Source organism: Mycobacterium arosiense ATCC BAA-1401 = DSM 45069, from assembly GCF_002086125.1.
In the GTDB taxonomy this organism is placed as follows: Bacteria; Actinomycetota; Actinomycetes; order Mycobacteriales; family Mycobacteriaceae; genus Mycobacterium; species Mycobacterium arosiense.
The window spans coordinates 31,859-48,053 of the sequence record NZ_MVHG01000031.1 but is presented as its reverse complement, the minus strand read 5'-3'; the positions used below and the strand labels follow the sequence as shown (position 1 = coordinate 48,053).

Below are 16,195 nucleotides of genomic sequence, written 5' to 3'. Positions count from 1 at the left end.
ACCCGGCGGGGCGATCTCTTTTCTGTCGACCCGAGGGTCTGACTCCAACACGCCGCGAGACGGCTCGAGACGCCCCGCCCCACAAACCCCTAATTCAGCAAGCTCCTAGAGGTCCAGCCGGTCTAGCCCGCTAGCTTGGCGCTGATGAAGATGATCTCGCCGAGCGGATCGTCGTTCTCCGGCGCGGGCGGCTCGATGCCGTTGCGCCCGAAGAGTTCCGTTCGGGTGACGCCCTCGGCCTTCCATCCGATGCCGGATAGATAGTCGATGACGTGGTTGCGTTCGCCGGCGTAAACCAGCGACGCCATGTCGATATCGACGCCGTGCTCGCGGAATGAACCCGACATCCCCCGCACCCGTTCGGCATCGAAATCCACAATGCCGGGCACGAATTCGGTGGCAATGGTGCTGCCGGGCGCGCTGAGCGCGGTGATGTTGTCGAACAGCCGGTCCTGGGCGTCGGGCGGCAGATAGATCAGCAGACCCTCGGCCAGCCAGGCCGTCGGCGCGGTGGTGTCGAATTCCGCCGCCTTCAGCGCGCGGGGCCAGTCCGCGCGCAGATCGATGGGAACGGTTCGCCGCGGCGCGGTCGGCTCGGCGCCGACATCGGCCAGGGTGCTACTCTTGAAGTCGATCACCCGCGGCTGGTCGATCTCGTAGACCACCGTGCCGGCCGGCCAGGGCAACCGGTAGGCGCGCGAGTCCAGCCCGGAGGCCAGGATCACCACCTGACGCACCCCGCCGCGTGTGGCGTCGACGAAGTAGTCGTCAAAGTACTTGGTACGCACGGCCATTCCGTCTACCATCGATTGGATGCGCACGGGCGTGGCGTTCTCGATCGCATCCAGATCGAGGTCGCCGTCCATCATCTTGGTGAAGAAATCCACCCCGACCGCGCGCACCAACGGTTCGGCGAACGGATCGTTGATCAGACCGCGGGGATCCTTGGACGCCATGGCGCGCCCGGCCGCGACCATGGTCGCGGTCGCGCCGACGCTGGAGGCCAGGTCCCACTCATCGTCGTGAGTGCGTGACATGGCGCAACCCTAACCGGTCCGTTGCACGAGGGTGGCGGCGACGTAGCTCATGTCACCGAAGGTCGCCGTCATCTCGTCCTCGGGGAACTGGAAACCGTTGCGGTCGTACAGGTCCCGGACGGGAAACGGCGTCACCTGCCAACCCTTGCCGGTCAGGTAGTCGACGACGACGCTGCGCTCGCCCCGGTAGAACAGGTCCGCCGCATTGAGGTTGAAGCTTAAGCGCTGCCAGCGCTCGGAGATGCGTGCCAGGCGTTCGTCGGAGAAGGCGTTGGCTTCGGGAACGTGTTCGGTCGCCAGCCGGCTGCCCGGCGCGCTGAGCTCGGTGATGTTGTCGAACAGTCGGTCCTGCGCCTGCGGCGGCAGGTAGGGCAGCAGCCCTTCGGCGCTCCAGGCGGTCGGTTGAGTGACGTCGAAGCCGCCGTCGCGCAAGGCCGCCGGCCAGTCGTCGCGCAGGTCGATGCTGATGGCTCGGCGCTCGGCGGTAGGCGCCGCACCAAAGTTGGCCAGCGTGTCGGTCTTGAAGGCGATGACTTCCGGCTGGTCGATCTCGTAGACGACGGTGCCCGCCGGCCAGGGCAGGCGGTAGGCCCGGGTATCCAGGCCGGAAGCCAGGATCACCGCTTGGCGCACACCGTCTTTGGTGGCGCCTTTGAAGAAGTCGTCGAAAAACCTGGTGCGCACCGTGATCTGCTCGGCGCGCGCCTTGCGGTTGAACAGCGGGTCGTCCTCGAAGTCGGTCTCGCCGTCGATGATGCGAATGAACGGATCCAGGCCGACGGCCCGCACCAGCGGGTCGGCCAGCGGATCGTCAAGCAGGGCATCGGGTCCCTTGGACGCCACGGCGCGAGAGGCGGCGACCATGGTGGCCGTCGCTCCCACGCTGTGTGCCGGACCCCAGCTGTCGCCGTCGGTGCGTCCCTCGATGGTCATCGCCGGTCGGCCCTATTTCTCGCCGAGCGTGCCGCTGGTGTACAGCATCTCGCCCATCCGCATGTCGTCGTCGGTGAGCGGGGCAAGTCCGTTGGCCGCGAACAGTTCTGCAATGCTGGCGCTGTTCAGCCGCCAGCCGCGGTCGGCCAGGTAGCCGGCCGCCTCGTGGCGGTCACCGAAGTAGACCAGTCCGGCCATGTCCAGCTCGAAACCGTGCGCACGCCAGCGCTCGGAGATCGTCTGCATGCGCTCCTTCATCTTCTCCTCGTCGCCGGGTTCGGGGTTGGGTGCGCTCTCGGTGGCGAGCCGGCTGCCCGGCGCGCTGAGCTCGGTGATGGTGTCCAGCAGGCGATCCTGCGCCTCGGGCGGCAGGTAGCCGAGCAGGCCCTCGGCGCTCCACGCGGTCGGCTGGGCCGGGTCGAACCCGGCGTTGCGCAGCGCGGTTGGCCAGTCGTCGCGCAGATCGACGGCCACCACCCGCCGCTCGGCGGTGGGCTTCGCGCCCAGCCCGGCCAGCGAGCGGGTTTTGAAGTCGATCACCTGCGGCTGGTCCACCTCGTAAACCACCGTACCGGCCGGCCACGCCAGCCGGTACGGGCGGGCGTCCAGCCCGGAGGCGAGGATCACCGCCTGCTTGATGCCGGCGTTCGTCGCGTCCAGGAAGAACTCGTCGAAGAACTTGGTGCGCACGGCCATGTTGTCGGCCATCCGCGACATCGCCCCGGCGGACCCCGCGGCGCCGTCGTGGACGTCGTTGAGCTCGGCGGGGTCCAGCTCGCCGTTGGCCAGTCGGGAGAGCAGGTCCACGCCGACCAGCTTGACCAGCGGCTCGGCGAAGGGATCGTCGATCAGCGGTCGCTCGGCACGGGTGGCCATGGCGCGGGCGGCCGCGACCATGGTCGCGGTCACGCCGACGCTGGACGCCAGGTCCCAGGTGTCGCCTTCGTACCTGGTGGAAGTCATGTTGTTTGCCCCTATCGGAGGTAGTGAATCTAATATTTAGCCGATATAACAAGCTGCACCCACTGTACGCTTCCCCGATTTCGCGGCAATCTTTACTGATGGCGGGCGCGACGGCTGGTAACCGGGTGCTCATCACGGGTGCCTCGTCGGGATTGGGCGCGGCCCTGGCTCGACGGCTGGCCGGGCGCGGCGCGGTGGTGGGGCTGATCGCGCGCCGCCGGGACCGGCTGGACGAGGTGCTGGCCGACTGCCCGCGGAGCTCGCCGGAATCGGCGATGTGGGTGGCCGACCTGGGCGACACGTCGGCGCTCGGTGACGTGGCGGCGCGGGCCTGGGATGCGCTCGGCGGCATCGACGTCCTCGTCAACAACGCCGCGGTGCCGAAGCGGCGCAGCGTCACCGCGCTGGACCCCGACGAGGCCGAAGCCGTCATGCGGGTCAACTTCTTCGCCCCCATGCGCCTGACGCTGGCGCTGTTGCCGCGGATGCTGGCACGCGGATCGGGGCTGATCGTCAACGTGTCCAGCGTCGGCGGACGGCTCGGAATAATCCACGAATCAGCCTACTGCGCAAGCAAATTCGCGCTGTGCGGCTGGAGCGAGGCGATGGCCGTAGACCTGTACGCCACACCGATTTCGGTGAAGCTGATCGAGCCGGGCCCGGTCGACACCGAGATCTGGGACCACCCGGACAGCGAGGAACCCCTCTACCGGGGGCCCAAGGTGCCCGCGGAGGTGGTGGCCGACGGCATCATCGCCGCGTTGAGCGATGAGCGCTTCGAGCACTACCTGCCAGGACAGCTGGCCTTGGACAAGATAGTCGACGCCAAAAACGCCGACGTGGATGCGTTCATCGCCGGGGCGGCGGGAATGGCGTCCCGGTGAAGGCGCTCGTCTACGGCGTGCCACCGGAGCCCTTCGAGGTTCCTGACGACGCCAATCCGCTGACCCAGAACTTCGCCCGCACGCCGACCGGCCTGCGCGACGTGCCGGATCCGGTACCGCCACACGAGGACTGGGTGATCACCCGACCGCGGCTCACGGGGATCTGCGGATCGGATTCCAAACAGATCCTGATGGACTTCGGCGAGGGCGACGCCGACAACGCCATGGCCGCGTTCTGCTCGTTCCCCCAAGTCATGGGTCACGAGGTGGTCGCCGACGTGGTGGCGCTGGGCCCACGGGCCCGCGGACTGCAGATGGGGCAGCGGGTGGTGCTCAACCCCTGGTTGTCCTGCGGGCCGCGCGGCATCCAACCACCCTGTCCCGCATGCGAAGCCGGCGACTACAGCCTGTGCTGGAGCTTCGCCGACGGCGACATCAAGCCCGGCATCCACACCGGGGTCTCGGCCGACGTGACCGGCGGCTACGCCGAACTGATGCCCGCCCACGACAGCATGCTGTTCGCCGTGCCGGACTCGATTCCCGACGAAATGGCCGTGTTCGCCGACCCGTTCTCGGTGTCGCTGCACGCGATCACCCGCCACCCGCCGCCGCGCTCGGGGTGCGCACTGGTCTACGGGGCCAGCTCGCTGGGGTTGTGTGCGGTCGCGATCCTGCGGGCGCTGTACCCCGACGTGGCCGTGGTGGCCCGCTTCACCGCGCAGGCCTCACTGGCCCGCCGGTTCGGCGCCGCGAAAATCCTTCCGCACGAGCCGCGTTCGGCCCTCATCGAGGAGCTCGTCGTTTGGGGCGGTGGCCGGCTGCGCCAGCCGCTGCGGGGCCTGCCGATGGTGCACTACCTCGACCTGGCCGCCGCCGGGCTGGTGGACCTGCGTCCCATGCTCACCCACACGTTCGGGCTGCGGCAGTGGCGCGACGCCTTTTACGCGCTGGCCAATCAGGGCGACAGCGGCGCTGTCAAGGTGGGGATCGACCAGCGCTAGCCGTTGGCGCGCAGATAGCCGTACACGGACGCGAAGTTGCGGTTGACGTCCTCGGGGATGGGCACCGGACCGCCGAGAGCCCTTGCACCCCAGACGATTTGAGCGGTCCGCTCGACCAGGGCGGTGATATGCAATACCTTGTCGGGGCGGGGTCCCACCGCCACCAGGCCATGGTTGGCGATCAGCGCGGCGCCGCGGCCGTCGAGCGCCTTCACCGCGTTGGCGCCCACGTCGGGCGTACCGGACGCCGCGTAGTCGGTGCACCGGACGTCGCCGCCGCAATACACCGCGAATTCGTCGATACAGGCCGGGATCGATTCGTGGGCGATGGCGAACATGGTGGCCCACACCGGATGGCTGTGGATGACGCTGCCGATGTCGTCGAAGGCCCGATAGCATGCCAGGTGCAGCTGCATCTCCGACGACGGCGCGCGGCCCTGCACCGCCTGCAGTACCGAGCCGTCCGCGTCGACGAGCACCAGGTCGTCGAGCTGCATGTCGCGGTAGTCCACCGAGGACGGGGTGATGACGATGTGGCCGTCGGCGCGGCGCGCGGAGATGTTGCCCGCAGTGCCCTCGACCAGGCCGCGCCGCAACATGTCCTTGGCGGCGTCCAGCACCGCGGTTTCCGGGTTGTCGACGAACTTCATGGCCCTAGCACCTCCGGGTTGACGATATGCGCGGGTGCGTTGCCGGCCAGCAGCGCGTCCAGGTCGTCGGCCACCATCTGCGCCTGCCGCGCCTCGGTGTCGAAGGTGGCGCCCCCGATGTGCGGGGTCAGCACGACGTTTCCCATGCCCACCAGCGGGTGATCGGCCGGCAGCCATTCGCCGGCGAAGTGGTCGAGCCCCGCGGCGCCCACCTTGCCCGCCATCAGGGCGTCGACCAGCGCATCGGTGTCGTGCAGCTGGGCTCGGGCGGTGTTGAGGAAGACCACACCGTCACGCATGGCCGCGAACTCGCGCGCGCCGATCATGCCGGCCGTGTCGTCGGTGACCGGGGCGTGCAGCGAGACCACATCGGCCTCGGCCAGCAACTCGTCGAGGCTGTGCCGGGCGTCGGGGTTGTAGGGGTCGTGGGCGATGACGCGCAGGCCGAGCCCGGACAGCCGCCACCGCGTCGCGCGGCCGACGGCGCCGAGGCCCACCAGGCCGGCGGTGCGCCCGGCGATCTCGGTGGCGCGGAAGCGTTGATACGGGATGCTGCCGTCGCGAAAGATGTTGCCGCTGCGCACATCCGCGTCCGCGGTCAGCACGTGCCGGGTCGCGGCCAGCAACAGCGCCACCGTCATCTCGGCGACGGCGTCGGCGTTGCGGGCCGGGGTATTGAGCACCGGGATGCCGGCCGCGGTGGCCCCGGCGATGTCGACGTTGTTGGGGTCGCCACGGGTGGACGCGATCACTCGCACGCCGAGGTCGAATACCGGACCGCTCACCGAATCGCCTTCCACCACCACGATTTCGGCACCTTCGCCGGTGATCCGCTCGGCCAGTTGCTCGGCGCTGTAGATGCGCAGCGGGGTCTGCTCGATCCAGGGGTCATAGACGACGTCGGCCAGCTCCCGCAGTTTGGCGAAGCCCGGCCCCCGCATCGGGGCGGTCACCAAGGCGCGCGGTTTAGACGTCACGAGTGCCAATGCTGGCGTACGGTGACGCCCGTGTCACGCAAAGACGTCACAATCGGCATCGACGTCGGCAGCACCGCGGTCAAGGCGATAGCCGCCGACGCCGACGGCAACGTGACGGCGCGGGTGCGTATCCCGCACGAGCTACGGGTGCCGGCAGCCGACCGATTGGAGCACGACGCCGAGGCGGCATGGCGGCGTGGGCCGTCGGCGGCCCTGGACGAACTGGTCGGGCAGCCCGGACTCGCGGCGGTGGCCGTCTCGGCGATGGTGCCGTCGATGACCGCCGTCGACGACACCGGCACGCCGATCACGCCGGGACTGCTCTACGGCGACGCGCGGGGCCGCACGCCCGGCAATGACGCGCAGCCGCTGCCCGCGCTGGGCGAGGCCGCCGAGTTCTTGCGCTGGACGGCCGCCCACGCGCCCGGCGTCGCCGGCTACTGGCCCGCCCCGGCGGTGGCCAACCACGCGCTGTCCGGCGAGGCGGTCATCGACATCGCCACCGCCGCCACGGCGTATCCCTTGTTCGACGGGACCGACTGGAATCCGCAGGCATGCGCCGAGCGGGGCGCGGACGTCGGGCAGCTGCCCCGGGTGGAAAGCATGGGCGCCGTCGTCGGGCGGGTGCACGGCAGCGAGGCCGCGCTGGCCACCGGCGCCATCGACGCGCTGTGCGAACAGATCGTCGCCGGTGCCGACCACGACGGCGACGTGCTGGTGATGTGCGGCACCACGCTGATCGTCTGGACGACGATCGCCGAGGCCCGCCAGATGCCCGGCCTGTGGACCATTCCGCACACCACGCCCGGCAAGAGCCAGATCGGCGGGGCCAGCAACGCCGGCGGGTTGTTCCTGGGTTGGGTGAATCGCGTTCTGGCACCGGCGGACCCGACGGCCGTCGAGCCCGGGCGCGTGCCGGTGTGGTCGCCGTATTTGCGGGGCGAGCGCACCCCGTTCCACGACCCGGACCGCCGGGGCGTGCTCGACGCCCTCGATCTGACCCACGACGCCGCCGCGCTACGGCGGGCCGCCTATGAGGCGTCCGGCTTCGTGGTCCGCCAGCTCATCGAGCTGTCCGGGGCGCCGGTGTCGCGCGTCGTGGCCACCGGCGGCGGCACCCGGGTGGGGCCGTGGCTGCAAGCCATCGCCGACGCCACCGGGCGCCCGGTCGAGGTGTCCGGAGTGGCGGAAGGGGCCGCGCTGGGGGCGGCCTTTTTGGCGCGCATGGCGGCGGGCCTGGAGACGACGATCGCCGACGCCGCCCGATGGGTGCGGACCGAGCGCATCGTCGAGCCTGACCCCGCCTGGGCGGACGCGGTCGGGGATCGCTACCAGCGCTTCCTCGAGTTGGGAAAGCGCAGATGTAGCGCGGTGGTAGCACCGGCGTTCTAGGCTGGGGCAATGACCGACCAGGACCGCAAAGCCGCCCGCCGCGAAATCGCCGACGCACTGTTGAAAGCCCTCGAACGACGGCACGAGATTGCCGACGCCGTGGTGGAATCGGAGAACAAGGCGGCCGCGGTGAAGGCGATCGTCCGGCTGCTCGACACCTCACAGGTCGCGGCCGAGGCGGTGATGGGCATGTCGTTCGACCAGCTCACCATCGACTCGCGCCGCAAGATCCTGGCCGAACTCGAGGACCTGAACAAGCAGCTGAGCTTCACCCTGGGCGAGCGTCCGGCGAGCCTGGGGGAGACGCTGGAGCTGCGGCCCTTCTCCGCCGCGACCGACCGGGACATCTTCGCCGTGCGCACCGAGGACATCGGCTTCGCCGGCGACGGTTCCGGTGGACCGGCCGGGAACGTGGACGACGAGATCAGCGCGGCGCTGGCCCGGGTCGACGACGAAGAGGCCGCCTGGTTCGTGGCCATCGACCACGGCGAGAAGGTCGGCATGGTGTTCGGTGAGCTGGTCCGCGGCGAGGTCGACGTGCGGATCTGGATTCACCCCGATCACCGCAAGCGGGGTTATGGCACTGCCGCGCTGCGCAAGTCGCGCTCGGAGATGGCGTGGTGTTTCCCGGCGGTGCCGATGGTCGTGCGGGCACCGGCGGCCAACCCCCACTGAGCCCTAGGGCGCAACGGCGTCGACCGCGATGCTGTGCCGCAGCGACTCCAGGCTGTCACCCGGTGGGAGGGGCAGCCCCGCCTCGGCGAACATGTCGGCGCGGGTGCGCGTCGACACCTGCCAGCCAAGGGCGCTCAGGTACTGCGCCGCGGGCGTGCGCTCGCCGTGGTAGACCAGCGTCGACACGTCGACATCGAAGCCGAATCTCCCCCATCGCCTGGCCATCGCCTTGGCGCGTCGTTCCAGCAGGTCCGGTGTGCCGCCGTCGTGGTATTCGGTTGCCAGCCGGCTGCCCGGCGCGCTGAGCGCGGTGATCGCGTCGAACAGGCTGTCCTGCGCCTGCGGTGGCAGATACATCAGCAGGCCCTCGGCGCTCCAGGCGCTGGGCCGCGATTCGTCGAATCCCTTGTCCCGCAACGCGCTGCTCCAGTCCTCGCGCAGGTCGACCGACACGGTGCGCCGCTGCGCGCTGGGCTGAGCACCCAACCTGGCCAGCGTCGTGGACTTGAACTCGATCACGGCGGGCTGGTCGACCTCGTACACCACGGTGCCCGCAGGCCAGGCCAGGCGATAGGGGCGTGAGTCTAGGCCGGAGGCCAGGATGACGGCCTGGCGGATGCCGGAAGCGGTTGCGTCAGTGAAGAAGTCGTCGAAATAGCGGGTGCGCACGGCCATCATGCTGACCATGCGCTGCAGGTTGAATTCCGCGTCCAGGTCGGCGTCGGCATCGAGACCGCCGGTCTCGTCGGTGATTTCGCCGTCAAGCACCCGGATGAAGAACTCGGCACCCACCGCGCGGACCAGCGGGTCGGCGAACGGATCGTCGATCAGCGCGTCGGCCCACTTTCCGGCCAGCGCCCGGCAGGCGGCGACCCAGGTCGCCGTGGCGCCCACGCTCGAGGCCAGGTCCCAGGTGTCTCGATCGGTGCGGGTCACAAATCCTCCTCTGCGGCCGCGCTCGGTACTAGCGCAGGGTGGCGGTCACGGCGACGATGTTGCGGAACTGCGCCATGGCCTCGTCGTCGCGAAATTCCAGGCCGTATTCGCCGAACAGTTCGCGGCGCGGCCGGGCGGTGACCTCCCAGCCCTTGGCGGTGAGGTAGTCGACGACGTTGCTGCGCTCGCCGTCGAAGAACAGCCCCGACAGGTCGATGTCACACCCGACTCTGGCCCACCTGTCGTTGAACTCCTGGGCGCGTTGCGACATCGTCGTGCCGGCGGTGTCGGGGTGGTATTCGGTGGCCAGCTTGCTGCCGGGGGCGCTGAGCTCGGTGATGTTGTCGAAAAGCCGGTCTTGGGCGTCGGGCGGCAGGTACATCAGCAGCCCCTCGGCGCTCCACGACGTCGGCTGCGTCACGTCAAATCCCCTGTCGCGCAACGCGGCCGGCCAGTCCTCGCGCAGATCGATGCTGACCGTGCGCCGCTGGGCGGCGGGCGCGGCACCCAGGTTGGCCATGGTCGTGCTCTTGAACTCGACGACGGCGGGCTGATCGACCTCGTAGACCACGCTCCCCGACGGCCAACTCAGCCGGTAAGCGCGGGAGTCCAGGCCGGCGGCCAGGATCACCGCCTGGCGGACCCCGTCCCGGGCGGCGTCGAGGAAGAAGTCGTCGAAGAAGCGGGTGCGTACCGCGATCGAGTCGGTCTCCAGCCCCAGGTCCTTGCCGCTGCCCTCGTAGCCCTCGGATTCGGTGACCTCACCGTCGACCAGGCGCCGGAAGAAATCCAGGCCGACCGCGCGCACCAGGGGCGCGGCGAAGCGGTCGTTGATGATCGGGTTGGAACCCTCGCTGGCCAGTGCGCGGGCCGCGGCGACCATGGTGGCCGTGGCGCCGACGCTCGAGGCCAAGTCCCAGCTGTCTTGGTCAGTGCGTGTCATGCTGCTCTCCCAAGTTACTTAGCAAATGCAACGAGTCAGGGGAACTCTACGCCTCACGGCTTACGGCTTCCTGTGATTTGTCTCCCGCGTGGCGGCGGGGCGCAAACGCCCGGTGAACCGCGTCGCGGGTGGTCTTCGAGAGGGGCGCAGTAAAGGCCCTGACCAGACCTGCCCGTACCAGCTGTTAGTCTCGTACACGGTTTGACGCGCGACGCCGTACGTCCTGGCCTGCGGGTGTTGGGCGCGTGATGCGAGAAACCCCCGGCTGCGCAGGAGGAAGAGTTGCTTTCCGCTTTCATCTCATCGCTGCGGACAGTCGACCTGAGACGGAAGATCCTCTTCACGCTTGGCATCGTCGTCTTGTATCGGGTCGGCGCCGCGCTACCGTCCCCTGGCGTCAACTACCCGAACGTCCAGCAGTGCATCAAAGAGGCCAGCGGTGGCGCGGCCGGGCAGATCTACTCGCTGATCAACCTGTTCTCCGGTGGTGCGCTGCTCAAACTCACCGTGTTCGCGGTGGGGGTGATGCCCTACATCACGGCCAGCATCATCGTGCAGCTGCTCACGGTCGTCATTCCACGGTTCGAGGAACTGCGCAAGGAGGGCCAATCCGGCCAGGCCAAGATGACGCAGTACACGCGTTACCTGGCCATCGCGCTGGCCATCCTGCAGGCCACCAGCATCGTGGCCCTGGCCGCCAACGGCGGGCTGCTGCAGGGCTGCTCGCTGGACATCATCGCCGATCAGAGCATCTTCACGCTGGTCGTCATCGTGCTGGTGATGACGGCCGGCGCGGCGCTGGTGATGTGGATGGGCGAGCTGATCACCGAGCGCGGCATCGGCAACGGCATGTCGCTGCTGATCTTCGTCGGCATCGCGGCGCGCATCCCCGCCGAGGGCAAGACCATCCTGGACAGCCGCGGCGCGATGATCTTCGCCGCCGTCCTGGTGGCGGCGCTGGTCATCATCGTCGGCGTGGTGTTCGTCGAGCAGGGCCAGCGCCGAATTCCGGTGCAATACGCCAAGCGCATGGTCGGTCGGCGCATGTACGGCGGAACCTCGACATATCTGCCTCTCAAGGTCAACCAGGCCGGTGTTATCCCGGTGATCTTCGCGTCCTCGCTGATCTACATCCCGCACCTGATCACCCAGCTGATCCGCAGCGGCAGCGGCGGCGTGGGCAACAGTTGGTGGGACAAGTTCGTCGGCAGCTACCTGTCCGACCCCAGCGATCCGGTGTACATCGCCATCTACTTCGGCCTCATCATCTTCTTCACGTACTTCTACGTGTCGATCACCTTCAATCCCGACGAACGTGCCGACGAGATGAAGAAGTTCGGCGGGTTCATCCCCGGCATCCGGCCGGGCAAGCCGACCGCCGACTACCTGCGATTCGTGCTGAGCCGGATCACCCTGCCGGGTTCGATCTATCTGGGCGCGATCTCGGTGCTGCCCAACTTGTTCTTGCAGATCGGCAATGGCGGAGCGGTGCAGAATCTGCCGTTCGGCGGTACCGCGGTGTTGATCATGATCGGCGTGGGCTTGGATACGGTCAAGCAGATCGAGAGTCAGCTCATGCAGCGCAACTATGAAGGGTTCCTCAAGTGAGAGTCGTTTTGCTCGGACCGCCGGGGGCGGGCAAGGGAACGCAGGCCCAGAAGCTCTCCGAAAAGCTGGGAATCCCGCACATCTCCACCGGTGAGCTGTTCCGCAGCAACATCGAGAACGGAACCAAACTGGGGCTGGAGGCCAAGCGCTACCTGGATGCCGGCGACCTGGTGCCCTCCGAATTGACCAACCAGCTCGTCGACGACCGCCTGAGCGATCCCGACGCGGCCAAGGGGTTCATCCTGGATGGTTTCCCGCGGTCGACCGAGCAGGCCAAAGCGCTGCACGACATGCTGGGACGTCGGGGCACCGACATCGACGCGGTGCTGGAATTCCGGGTCTCTCAGGAGGAGTTGCTGGAACGGCTGAAAGCGCGTGGCCGCGCCGACGACACCGACGACGTCATCCTGAACCGGATGAAGGTCTACCGCGACGAGACCGCACCGCTGCTGGAGTACTACAGCGAGCAGCTCAAGACGGTCGACGCCGTCGGCACCATGGACGAAGTGTTCGCCCGCGCGCTGCAGGCGCTGGGCAAGTAGGGATGAACCCGCTGGCGCGGCTGCGGAGCCGCAAGGTGGTGCCGCCGCGCAGCGCCGGTGAGCTCGACGCCATGGCCGCGGCGGGCGCGGTTGTCGCGGCGGCGCTGCAGGCAGTGCGGGCGGCCGCGGTTGCCGGTGTGTCGACGCTGAGCCTGGACGAGATCGCCGAATCGGTGATCCGGGACGCCGGCGCGGTGCCGTCGTTCCTGGGCTATCACGGCTATCCCGCGTCGATCTGTTCCTCGGTCAACGAGCGGGTCGTCCACGGTATACCCTCCGCCGCCGAGATCCTGGCGTCCGGTGACCTGGTGTCCATCGACTGCGGCGCGGTGCTCGACGGCTGGCACGGCGACGCCGCGATGACCTTCGGCATCGGGACGCTGGACACCGCCGACGTAGCGCTGTCGGAGGCGACCAGGGAATCGCTGGAGGCCGGGATCGCGGCGATGGTGCCCGGTAACCGCCTGACCGACGTATCGCATGCCATCGAGATGGGCACGCGCGACGCCGAGGTCCGCCATTCGCGCGCCTTCGGGATCGTCGAGGGCTACGGCGGCCACGGCATCGGCCGTCAGATGCACATGGACCCCTTTTTGCCCAACGAGGGTTCTCCGGCACGCGGGCCCCTGCTGGCCGCCGGGTCGGTCCTGGCCATCGAACCGATGCTGACGCTGGGAACCGGCAAGACGGTGGTGCTCGACGACCAGTGGACGGTCATCACCACCGACGGCTCGCGCGCGGCACACTGGGAACACACCGTCGCGGTCACCGACGCGGGGCCGCGCATCCTGACCCTCGGGTGAACTTGCCGCGATCGCAAGCGCGGCGAAGCCGGGCGCAGCGGGTCGGGGCCATTGAACCGAGCGCCTGCTCCGCTCGTTTCCCCGGCAGGAGGTGATCGAGTGGCTCGTGCGGCTGGCACCTGGCGGGCTTCCGGGGCTGGCGAAGCCGCTATGATGAGGGCGCTGTACGACGAACACGCCGCGGTGCTGTGGCGTTATGCGCTGCGCCTGACGGGGGACGCGAGCCAGTCCGAGGATGTGGTCCAGGAGACGTTGCTGCGGGCATGGCAGCACCCCGAGGTCGTCGGGGACACCGAGCGCTCGGCGCGGGCGTGGTTGTTCACCGTGGCCCGCAACATGATCATCGACGACCGGCGCAGCGCGCGGTTCCGCAACGTCGTCGGTTCCACCGACGTATCGGGTGCGCCCGAACAGTCCACGCCGGATGAGGTCAATGCGGCGCTGGACCGGTTGCTGATAGCGGACGGCATGGCCCAGCTGTCCGCGGAGCACCGAGCAGTAATCGAACGGTCCTACTACCGGGGATGGACCACCACGCAGATCGCTGCGGACCTCGGCATCGCCGAGGGAACAGTGAAGTCGCGACTACACTATGCGGTGCGGGCGTTGCGACTCACTCTGCAGGAACTTGGGGTTACCCGATGAGGGGCTCCGAAAGCTTGAGGGGTGACGGAGATGGATGAAATGAGGACGCCGGTGCGAGACGTCGGCCCTCCCGAAGACCGCTACGCGATGTGGGATGCCGCATACGTGTTGGGATCTTTGTCGGCCGCGGAACGCCGCGAATTCGAGACACACATGGCGCGCTGCCCGGCTTGCCGGGAGGCCGTCGCCGATCTCAGTGGCGTGCCGGCCCTGCTGTCCCAGCTTGACCGCGCCGAGGTGGCCGCGATCGACCAATCCGGTCCGGCCCCGGAGATGTCCGCACACTTGCTGCCGTCCCTGCTGGCGACGGTTCGCCGGCGCCGGCGCCGCACCCGGGTGGTGACCTGGGTGGCGTCGGCGGCCGCGGCCGCGGTGCTGGCGATCGGGGTGTTCGTCGGTGTCGAGGGGTGGTCGTCGACTCCGCCGGTGCAGGTGACCGCTTCGTCGGAGCCGATGGCGCAGGTGGGCACCACGCTGCTCACGTCGACGGTCGCGGTCAGCAGCCAGCATTGGGGGACCTCCATCAACCTGCGTTGCGTGTGCCTGGCGCCGCTTAACGCGCACCACGACACGCTCGCCATGGTCGTGGTGGGTCGCGACGGCAGCCGGGCCCGGTTGGCGACGTGGGTGGCCGTGCCCGGCCACACCGCGACACCCGCGGGCGCCATCTCGACCCCGGTCGACCAGATCGCCGCCGTGCAGGTGGTTGCCGCCGACAGCGGCCAAGTGCTCCTGCAACGCTCGCTATAAAGGTTGCAGCGGCTCGCGGCCTAAGTGCGGTAAGAAGGGGCGTGGCGCAATCACAACCGGACAAGCGTGATCCGATCGCCGCGGCGCGGGCCAACTGGGAGCGCGCCGGGTGGGGTGACGTCGCACCGGGCATGGTGGCGGTGACCTCGGTGATGCGCGCGCACCAGATCCTGCTGGCGCGGGTCGAAACAGCGCTGCGTCCGTACGACCTGAGCTTCTCCCGGTACGAACTGCTGCGGCTGTTGGCGTTCAGCCGGACCGGGGCGCTGCCCATCACCAAGGCTTCCGACCGGTTGCAGGTCCACGTCACCAGCGTGACCCACGCGATCCGGCGGCTGGAGGCCGACGGGCTGGTGCAGCGGGTGCCGCACCCCACCGACGGGCGCACCACGCTGGTACAGATCACCGACCTGGGCCGCTCGACGGTCGAGGACGCCACCGTCACCCTCAACAAGCAGGTGTTTGCCGACATCGGGATGAGCGACAGCGAATCGCAGGACCTGGCGGCGTGCATCGAGACGTTGCGGCGCAGCGCCGGCGACTTCTGAGCCCGGCGTGGAATTCTCAGCTGCCGCGCAGCATCTCGATGACCGCGCTGAAGTCCTTATCGGCGTGATCCGCGGCGAATTTCGCGTAGATCTCGGCGGCGTGGGTACCCAGCGGCGCCGCCGAACCGGTGGAGGACACCGCGTCCATCGCCAGGCCCAGGTCCTTGTTCATCAGCGCGGTGGCGAAGCCCGGCTTGAAGTCGTTGTTGGCCGGCGACGTCGGAACCGGGCCCGGCACAGGGCAATTGGTGTGCACTGCCCAGCAGTTGCCGGTCGCTCCGGTGATGACGTCGAACAGGGACTGCGCGGACAATCCGAGCTTCTCGGCCAGGACGAACGCCTCGCCGATGGCGATCTGCTGCACCGCCAGCACCATGTTGTTGCACACCTTGGCGGCCTGGCCGGCGCCGGCCGCGCCGCAGTGGATGATCTTGCCCGCCATGGGTTCCAGCACCGGCCGAGCGCGCTGCAGCGCGGCCGAGTCGCCGCCGACCATGAACGCGAGCGTCCCGGCGACGGCACCCTTCACCCCGCCCGACACGGGCGCGTCCAGCTGCGCGATGCCGTTGGATTCCGCCAGCGCGTGCACCTCGCGGGCATCGTTGACCGAGATCGTCGAGCTGTCAATGAACAGGGCGCCGGGACGCGCGGCCGGCAGGATCTCCGCGTAGCAGCGCTTGACCAGCTCCCCATTGGGCAGCATGGTGATGACCACGTCCGCCCCGGCCACCGCGTGGGCGGCGCTGCCGAACCCGGTGACGCCGGCCTCCGTCGCCGCGGACAGCGCCGCGGGCACCGGATCGAAGCCGCGCACGGCGTGTTTGGCCGCAACAAGATTCGTCGCCATCGGCCCACCCATGTGGCCCAGGCCCAAAAAGGCCACCGTCAGGTGCTCGGTCATTCAGAAA

At 68.8% G+C, this 16,195-nt stretch carries 18 protein-coding genes; 10 read left to right on the top strand and 8 right to left on the bottom strand.

The features are described from left to right. Positions 1-122 precede the first annotated feature (122 nt). The 3 genes from BST14_RS14370 to BST14_RS14360 are packed head-to-tail and all read right to left on the bottom strand — an operon-like array spanning position 123 to position 2,933. Positions 123-1,037 (bottom strand): class I SAM-dependent methyltransferase, encoded by a 915-nt coding sequence (locus BST14_RS14370; protein WP_083065024.1) that lies wholly within the window; start codon positions 1,035-1,037, stop codon positions 123-125. Positions 1,038-1,046: 9 nt separating this feature from the next. Beyond that, positions 1,047-1,970: a class I SAM-dependent methyltransferase gene (locus BST14_RS14365; RefSeq protein WP_083065023.1), complete on the bottom strand. Its 924-nt coding sequence runs from the start codon at positions 1,968-1,970 to the stop codon at positions 1,047-1,049. 12 nt (positions 1,971-1,982) lie between these two features. Then, positions 1,983-2,933: a class I SAM-dependent methyltransferase gene (locus tag BST14_RS14360; RefSeq protein ID WP_083065022.1), complete on the bottom strand. Its 951-nt coding sequence runs from the start codon at positions 2,931-2,933 to the stop codon at positions 1,983-1,985. A gap of 98 nt (positions 2,934-3,031) precedes the next feature. On the opposite strand from BST14_RS14360, the gene BST14_RS14355 reads away from it, so the two are divergent. Together BST14_RS14355 and BST14_RS14350 are read left to right on the top strand one after the other, a co-directional pair. Further along, positions 3,032-3,817, top strand: coding sequence for an SDR family NAD(P)-dependent oxidoreductase (locus BST14_RS14355; protein WP_083065028.1), 786 nt, complete (start codon positions 3,032-3,034; stop codon positions 3,815-3,817). Continuing rightward, positions 3,814-4,818 carry a zinc-dependent alcohol dehydrogenase gene (locus BST14_RS14350; protein ID WP_083065021.1) on the top strand — a complete coding sequence of 335 codons (1,005 nt, stop codon included), beginning with the start codon at positions 3,814-3,816 and terminating at the stop codon, positions 4,816-4,818. The genes BST14_RS14355 and BST14_RS14350 overlap by 4 nt, the downstream gene beginning before the upstream one ends. Here BST14_RS14350 and BST14_RS14345 read toward each other — a convergent pair. Both BST14_RS14345 and BST14_RS14340 read right to left on the bottom strand, forming a co-directional pair. After that, positions 4,815-5,468, bottom strand: coding sequence for an L-fuculose-phosphate aldolase (locus BST14_RS14345; protein ID WP_083065020.1), 654 nt, complete (start codon positions 5,466-5,468; stop codon positions 4,815-4,817). The genes BST14_RS14350 and BST14_RS14345 overlap by 4 nt on opposite strands. Then, on the bottom strand, positions 5,465-6,445 hold the full coding sequence (locus BST14_RS14340; RefSeq protein ID WP_083065019.1) for an NAD(P)-dependent oxidoreductase: 981 nt from the start codon (positions 6,443-6,445) through the stop codon (positions 5,465-5,467). Before BST14_RS14340 ends, BST14_RS14345 begins: the two co-directional genes overlap by 4 nt. Before the next feature lie 30 nt (positions 6,446-6,475). On the opposite strand from BST14_RS14340, the gene BST14_RS14335 reads away from it, so the two are divergent. Both BST14_RS14335 and BST14_RS14330 read left to right on the top strand, forming a co-directional pair. Then, positions 6,476-7,837, top strand: coding sequence for a xylulokinase (locus BST14_RS14335; protein ID WP_083065018.1), 1,362 nt, complete (start codon positions 6,476-6,478; stop codon positions 7,835-7,837). Positions 7,838-7,846: 9 nt separating this feature from the next. Continuing rightward, positions 7,847-8,512, top strand: coding sequence for a GNAT family N-acetyltransferase (locus BST14_RS14330; RefSeq protein ID WP_083065017.1), 666 nt, complete (start codon positions 7,847-7,849; stop codon positions 8,510-8,512). Positions 8,513-8,515: 3 nt separating this feature from the next. Here the strand turns inward: BST14_RS14330 and BST14_RS14325 are convergent, their stop codons facing one another. Further along, entirely contained in the window at positions 8,516-9,448 is a 933-nt protein-coding gene (locus BST14_RS14325; protein WP_083065016.1) for a class I SAM-dependent methyltransferase, read from the bottom strand. A 28-nt stretch (positions 9,449-9,476) separates the two neighbouring features. Beyond that, complete coding sequence (locus BST14_RS14320) at positions 9,477-10,391, bottom strand: class I SAM-dependent methyltransferase (protein WP_083065015.1); 915 nt, start codon at positions 10,389-10,391, stop codon at positions 9,477-9,479. A gap of 282 nt (positions 10,392-10,673) precedes the next feature. On the opposite strand from BST14_RS14320, the gene secY reads away from it, so the two are divergent. From secY to BST14_RS14290, 6 genes are all read left to right on the top strand, one after another. Then, positions 10,674-11,999, top strand: a complete 1,326-nt coding sequence (gene secY, locus BST14_RS14315) for a preprotein translocase subunit SecY (RefSeq protein WP_083065014.1) — start codon at positions 10,674-10,676, stop codon at positions 11,997-11,999. After that, on the top strand, positions 11,996-12,541 hold the full coding sequence (locus BST14_RS14310; RefSeq protein WP_083065013.1) for an adenylate kinase: 546 nt from the start codon (positions 11,996-11,998) through the stop codon (positions 12,539-12,541). The genes secY and BST14_RS14310 overlap by 4 nt, the downstream gene beginning before the upstream one ends. A 2-nt stretch (positions 12,542-12,543) precedes the next feature. Then, entirely contained in the window at positions 12,544-13,344 is an 801-nt protein-coding gene (map, locus tag BST14_RS14305) for a type I methionyl aminopeptidase (protein ID WP_083065012.1), read from the top strand. 99 nt (positions 13,345-13,443) lie between these two features. Beyond that, positions 13,444-13,989, top strand: coding sequence for a sigma-70 family RNA polymerase sigma factor (locus tag BST14_RS14300; RefSeq protein ID WP_083065011.1), 546 nt, complete (start codon positions 13,444-13,446; stop codon positions 13,987-13,989). Positions 13,990-14,019: 30 nt separating this feature from the next. Continuing rightward, positions 14,020-14,739, top strand: a complete 720-nt coding sequence (locus tag BST14_RS14295) for an anti-sigma factor family protein (protein ID WP_083065010.1) — start codon at positions 14,020-14,022, stop codon at positions 14,737-14,739. A 41-nt stretch (positions 14,740-14,780) separates the two neighbouring features. Beyond that, entirely contained in the window at positions 14,781-15,287 is a 507-nt protein-coding gene (locus BST14_RS14290) for a MarR family transcriptional regulator (protein WP_083065009.1), read from the top strand. Positions 15,288-15,303: 16 nt separating this feature from the next. Here the strand turns inward: BST14_RS14290 and mmsB are convergent, their stop codons facing one another. Continuing rightward, a complete protein-coding gene (gene mmsB, locus BST14_RS14285) occupies positions 15,304-16,188 on the bottom strand; it encodes a 3-hydroxyisobutyrate dehydrogenase (protein WP_083065008.1) in 885 nt (294 codons plus the stop codon). Between the last annotated feature and the right edge of the window lie 7 nt (positions 16,189-16,195).

Bases quoted from the DNA above. Each gene is read 5' to 3' on its own strand.
- mmsB (WP_083065008.1), bottom strand. From the start codon at position 16,188: ATGACCGAGCACCTGACGGTGGCCTTTTTGGGCCTGGGCCACATGGGT.
- BST14_RS14365 (WP_083065023.1), bottom strand. From the start codon at position 1,970: ATGACCATCGAGGGACGCACCGACGGCGACAGCTGGGGTCCGGCACAC.
- BST14_RS14345 (WP_083065020.1), bottom strand. From the start codon at position 5,468: ATGAAGTTCGTCGACAACCCGGAAACCGCGGTGCTGGACGCCGCCAAG.
- map (WP_083065012.1), top strand. From the start codon at position 12,544: ATGAACCCGCTGGCGCGGCTGCGGAGCCGCAAGGTGGTGCCGCCGCGC.
- BST14_RS14355 (WP_083065028.1), top strand. From the start codon at position 3,032: ATGGCGGGCGCGACGGCTGGTAACCGGGTGCTCATCACGGGTGCCTCG.
- BST14_RS14330 (WP_083065017.1), top strand. From the start codon at position 7,847: ATGACCGACCAGGACCGCAAAGCCGCCCGCCGCGAAATCGCCGACGCA.
- BST14_RS14295 (WP_083065010.1), top strand. From the start codon at position 14,020: ATGGATGAAATGAGGACGCCGGTGCGAGACGTCGGCCCTCCCGAAGAC.
- BST14_RS14360 (WP_083065022.1), bottom strand. From the start codon at position 2,933: ATGACTTCCACCAGGTACGAAGGCGACACCTGGGACCTGGCGTCCAGC.
- BST14_RS14320 (WP_083065015.1), bottom strand. From the start codon at position 10,391: ATGACACGCACTGACCAAGACAGCTGGGACTTGGCCTCGAGCGTCGGC.
- BST14_RS14370 (WP_083065024.1), bottom strand. From the start codon at position 1,037: ATGTCACGCACTCACGACGATGAGTGGGACCTGGCCTCCAGCGTCGGC.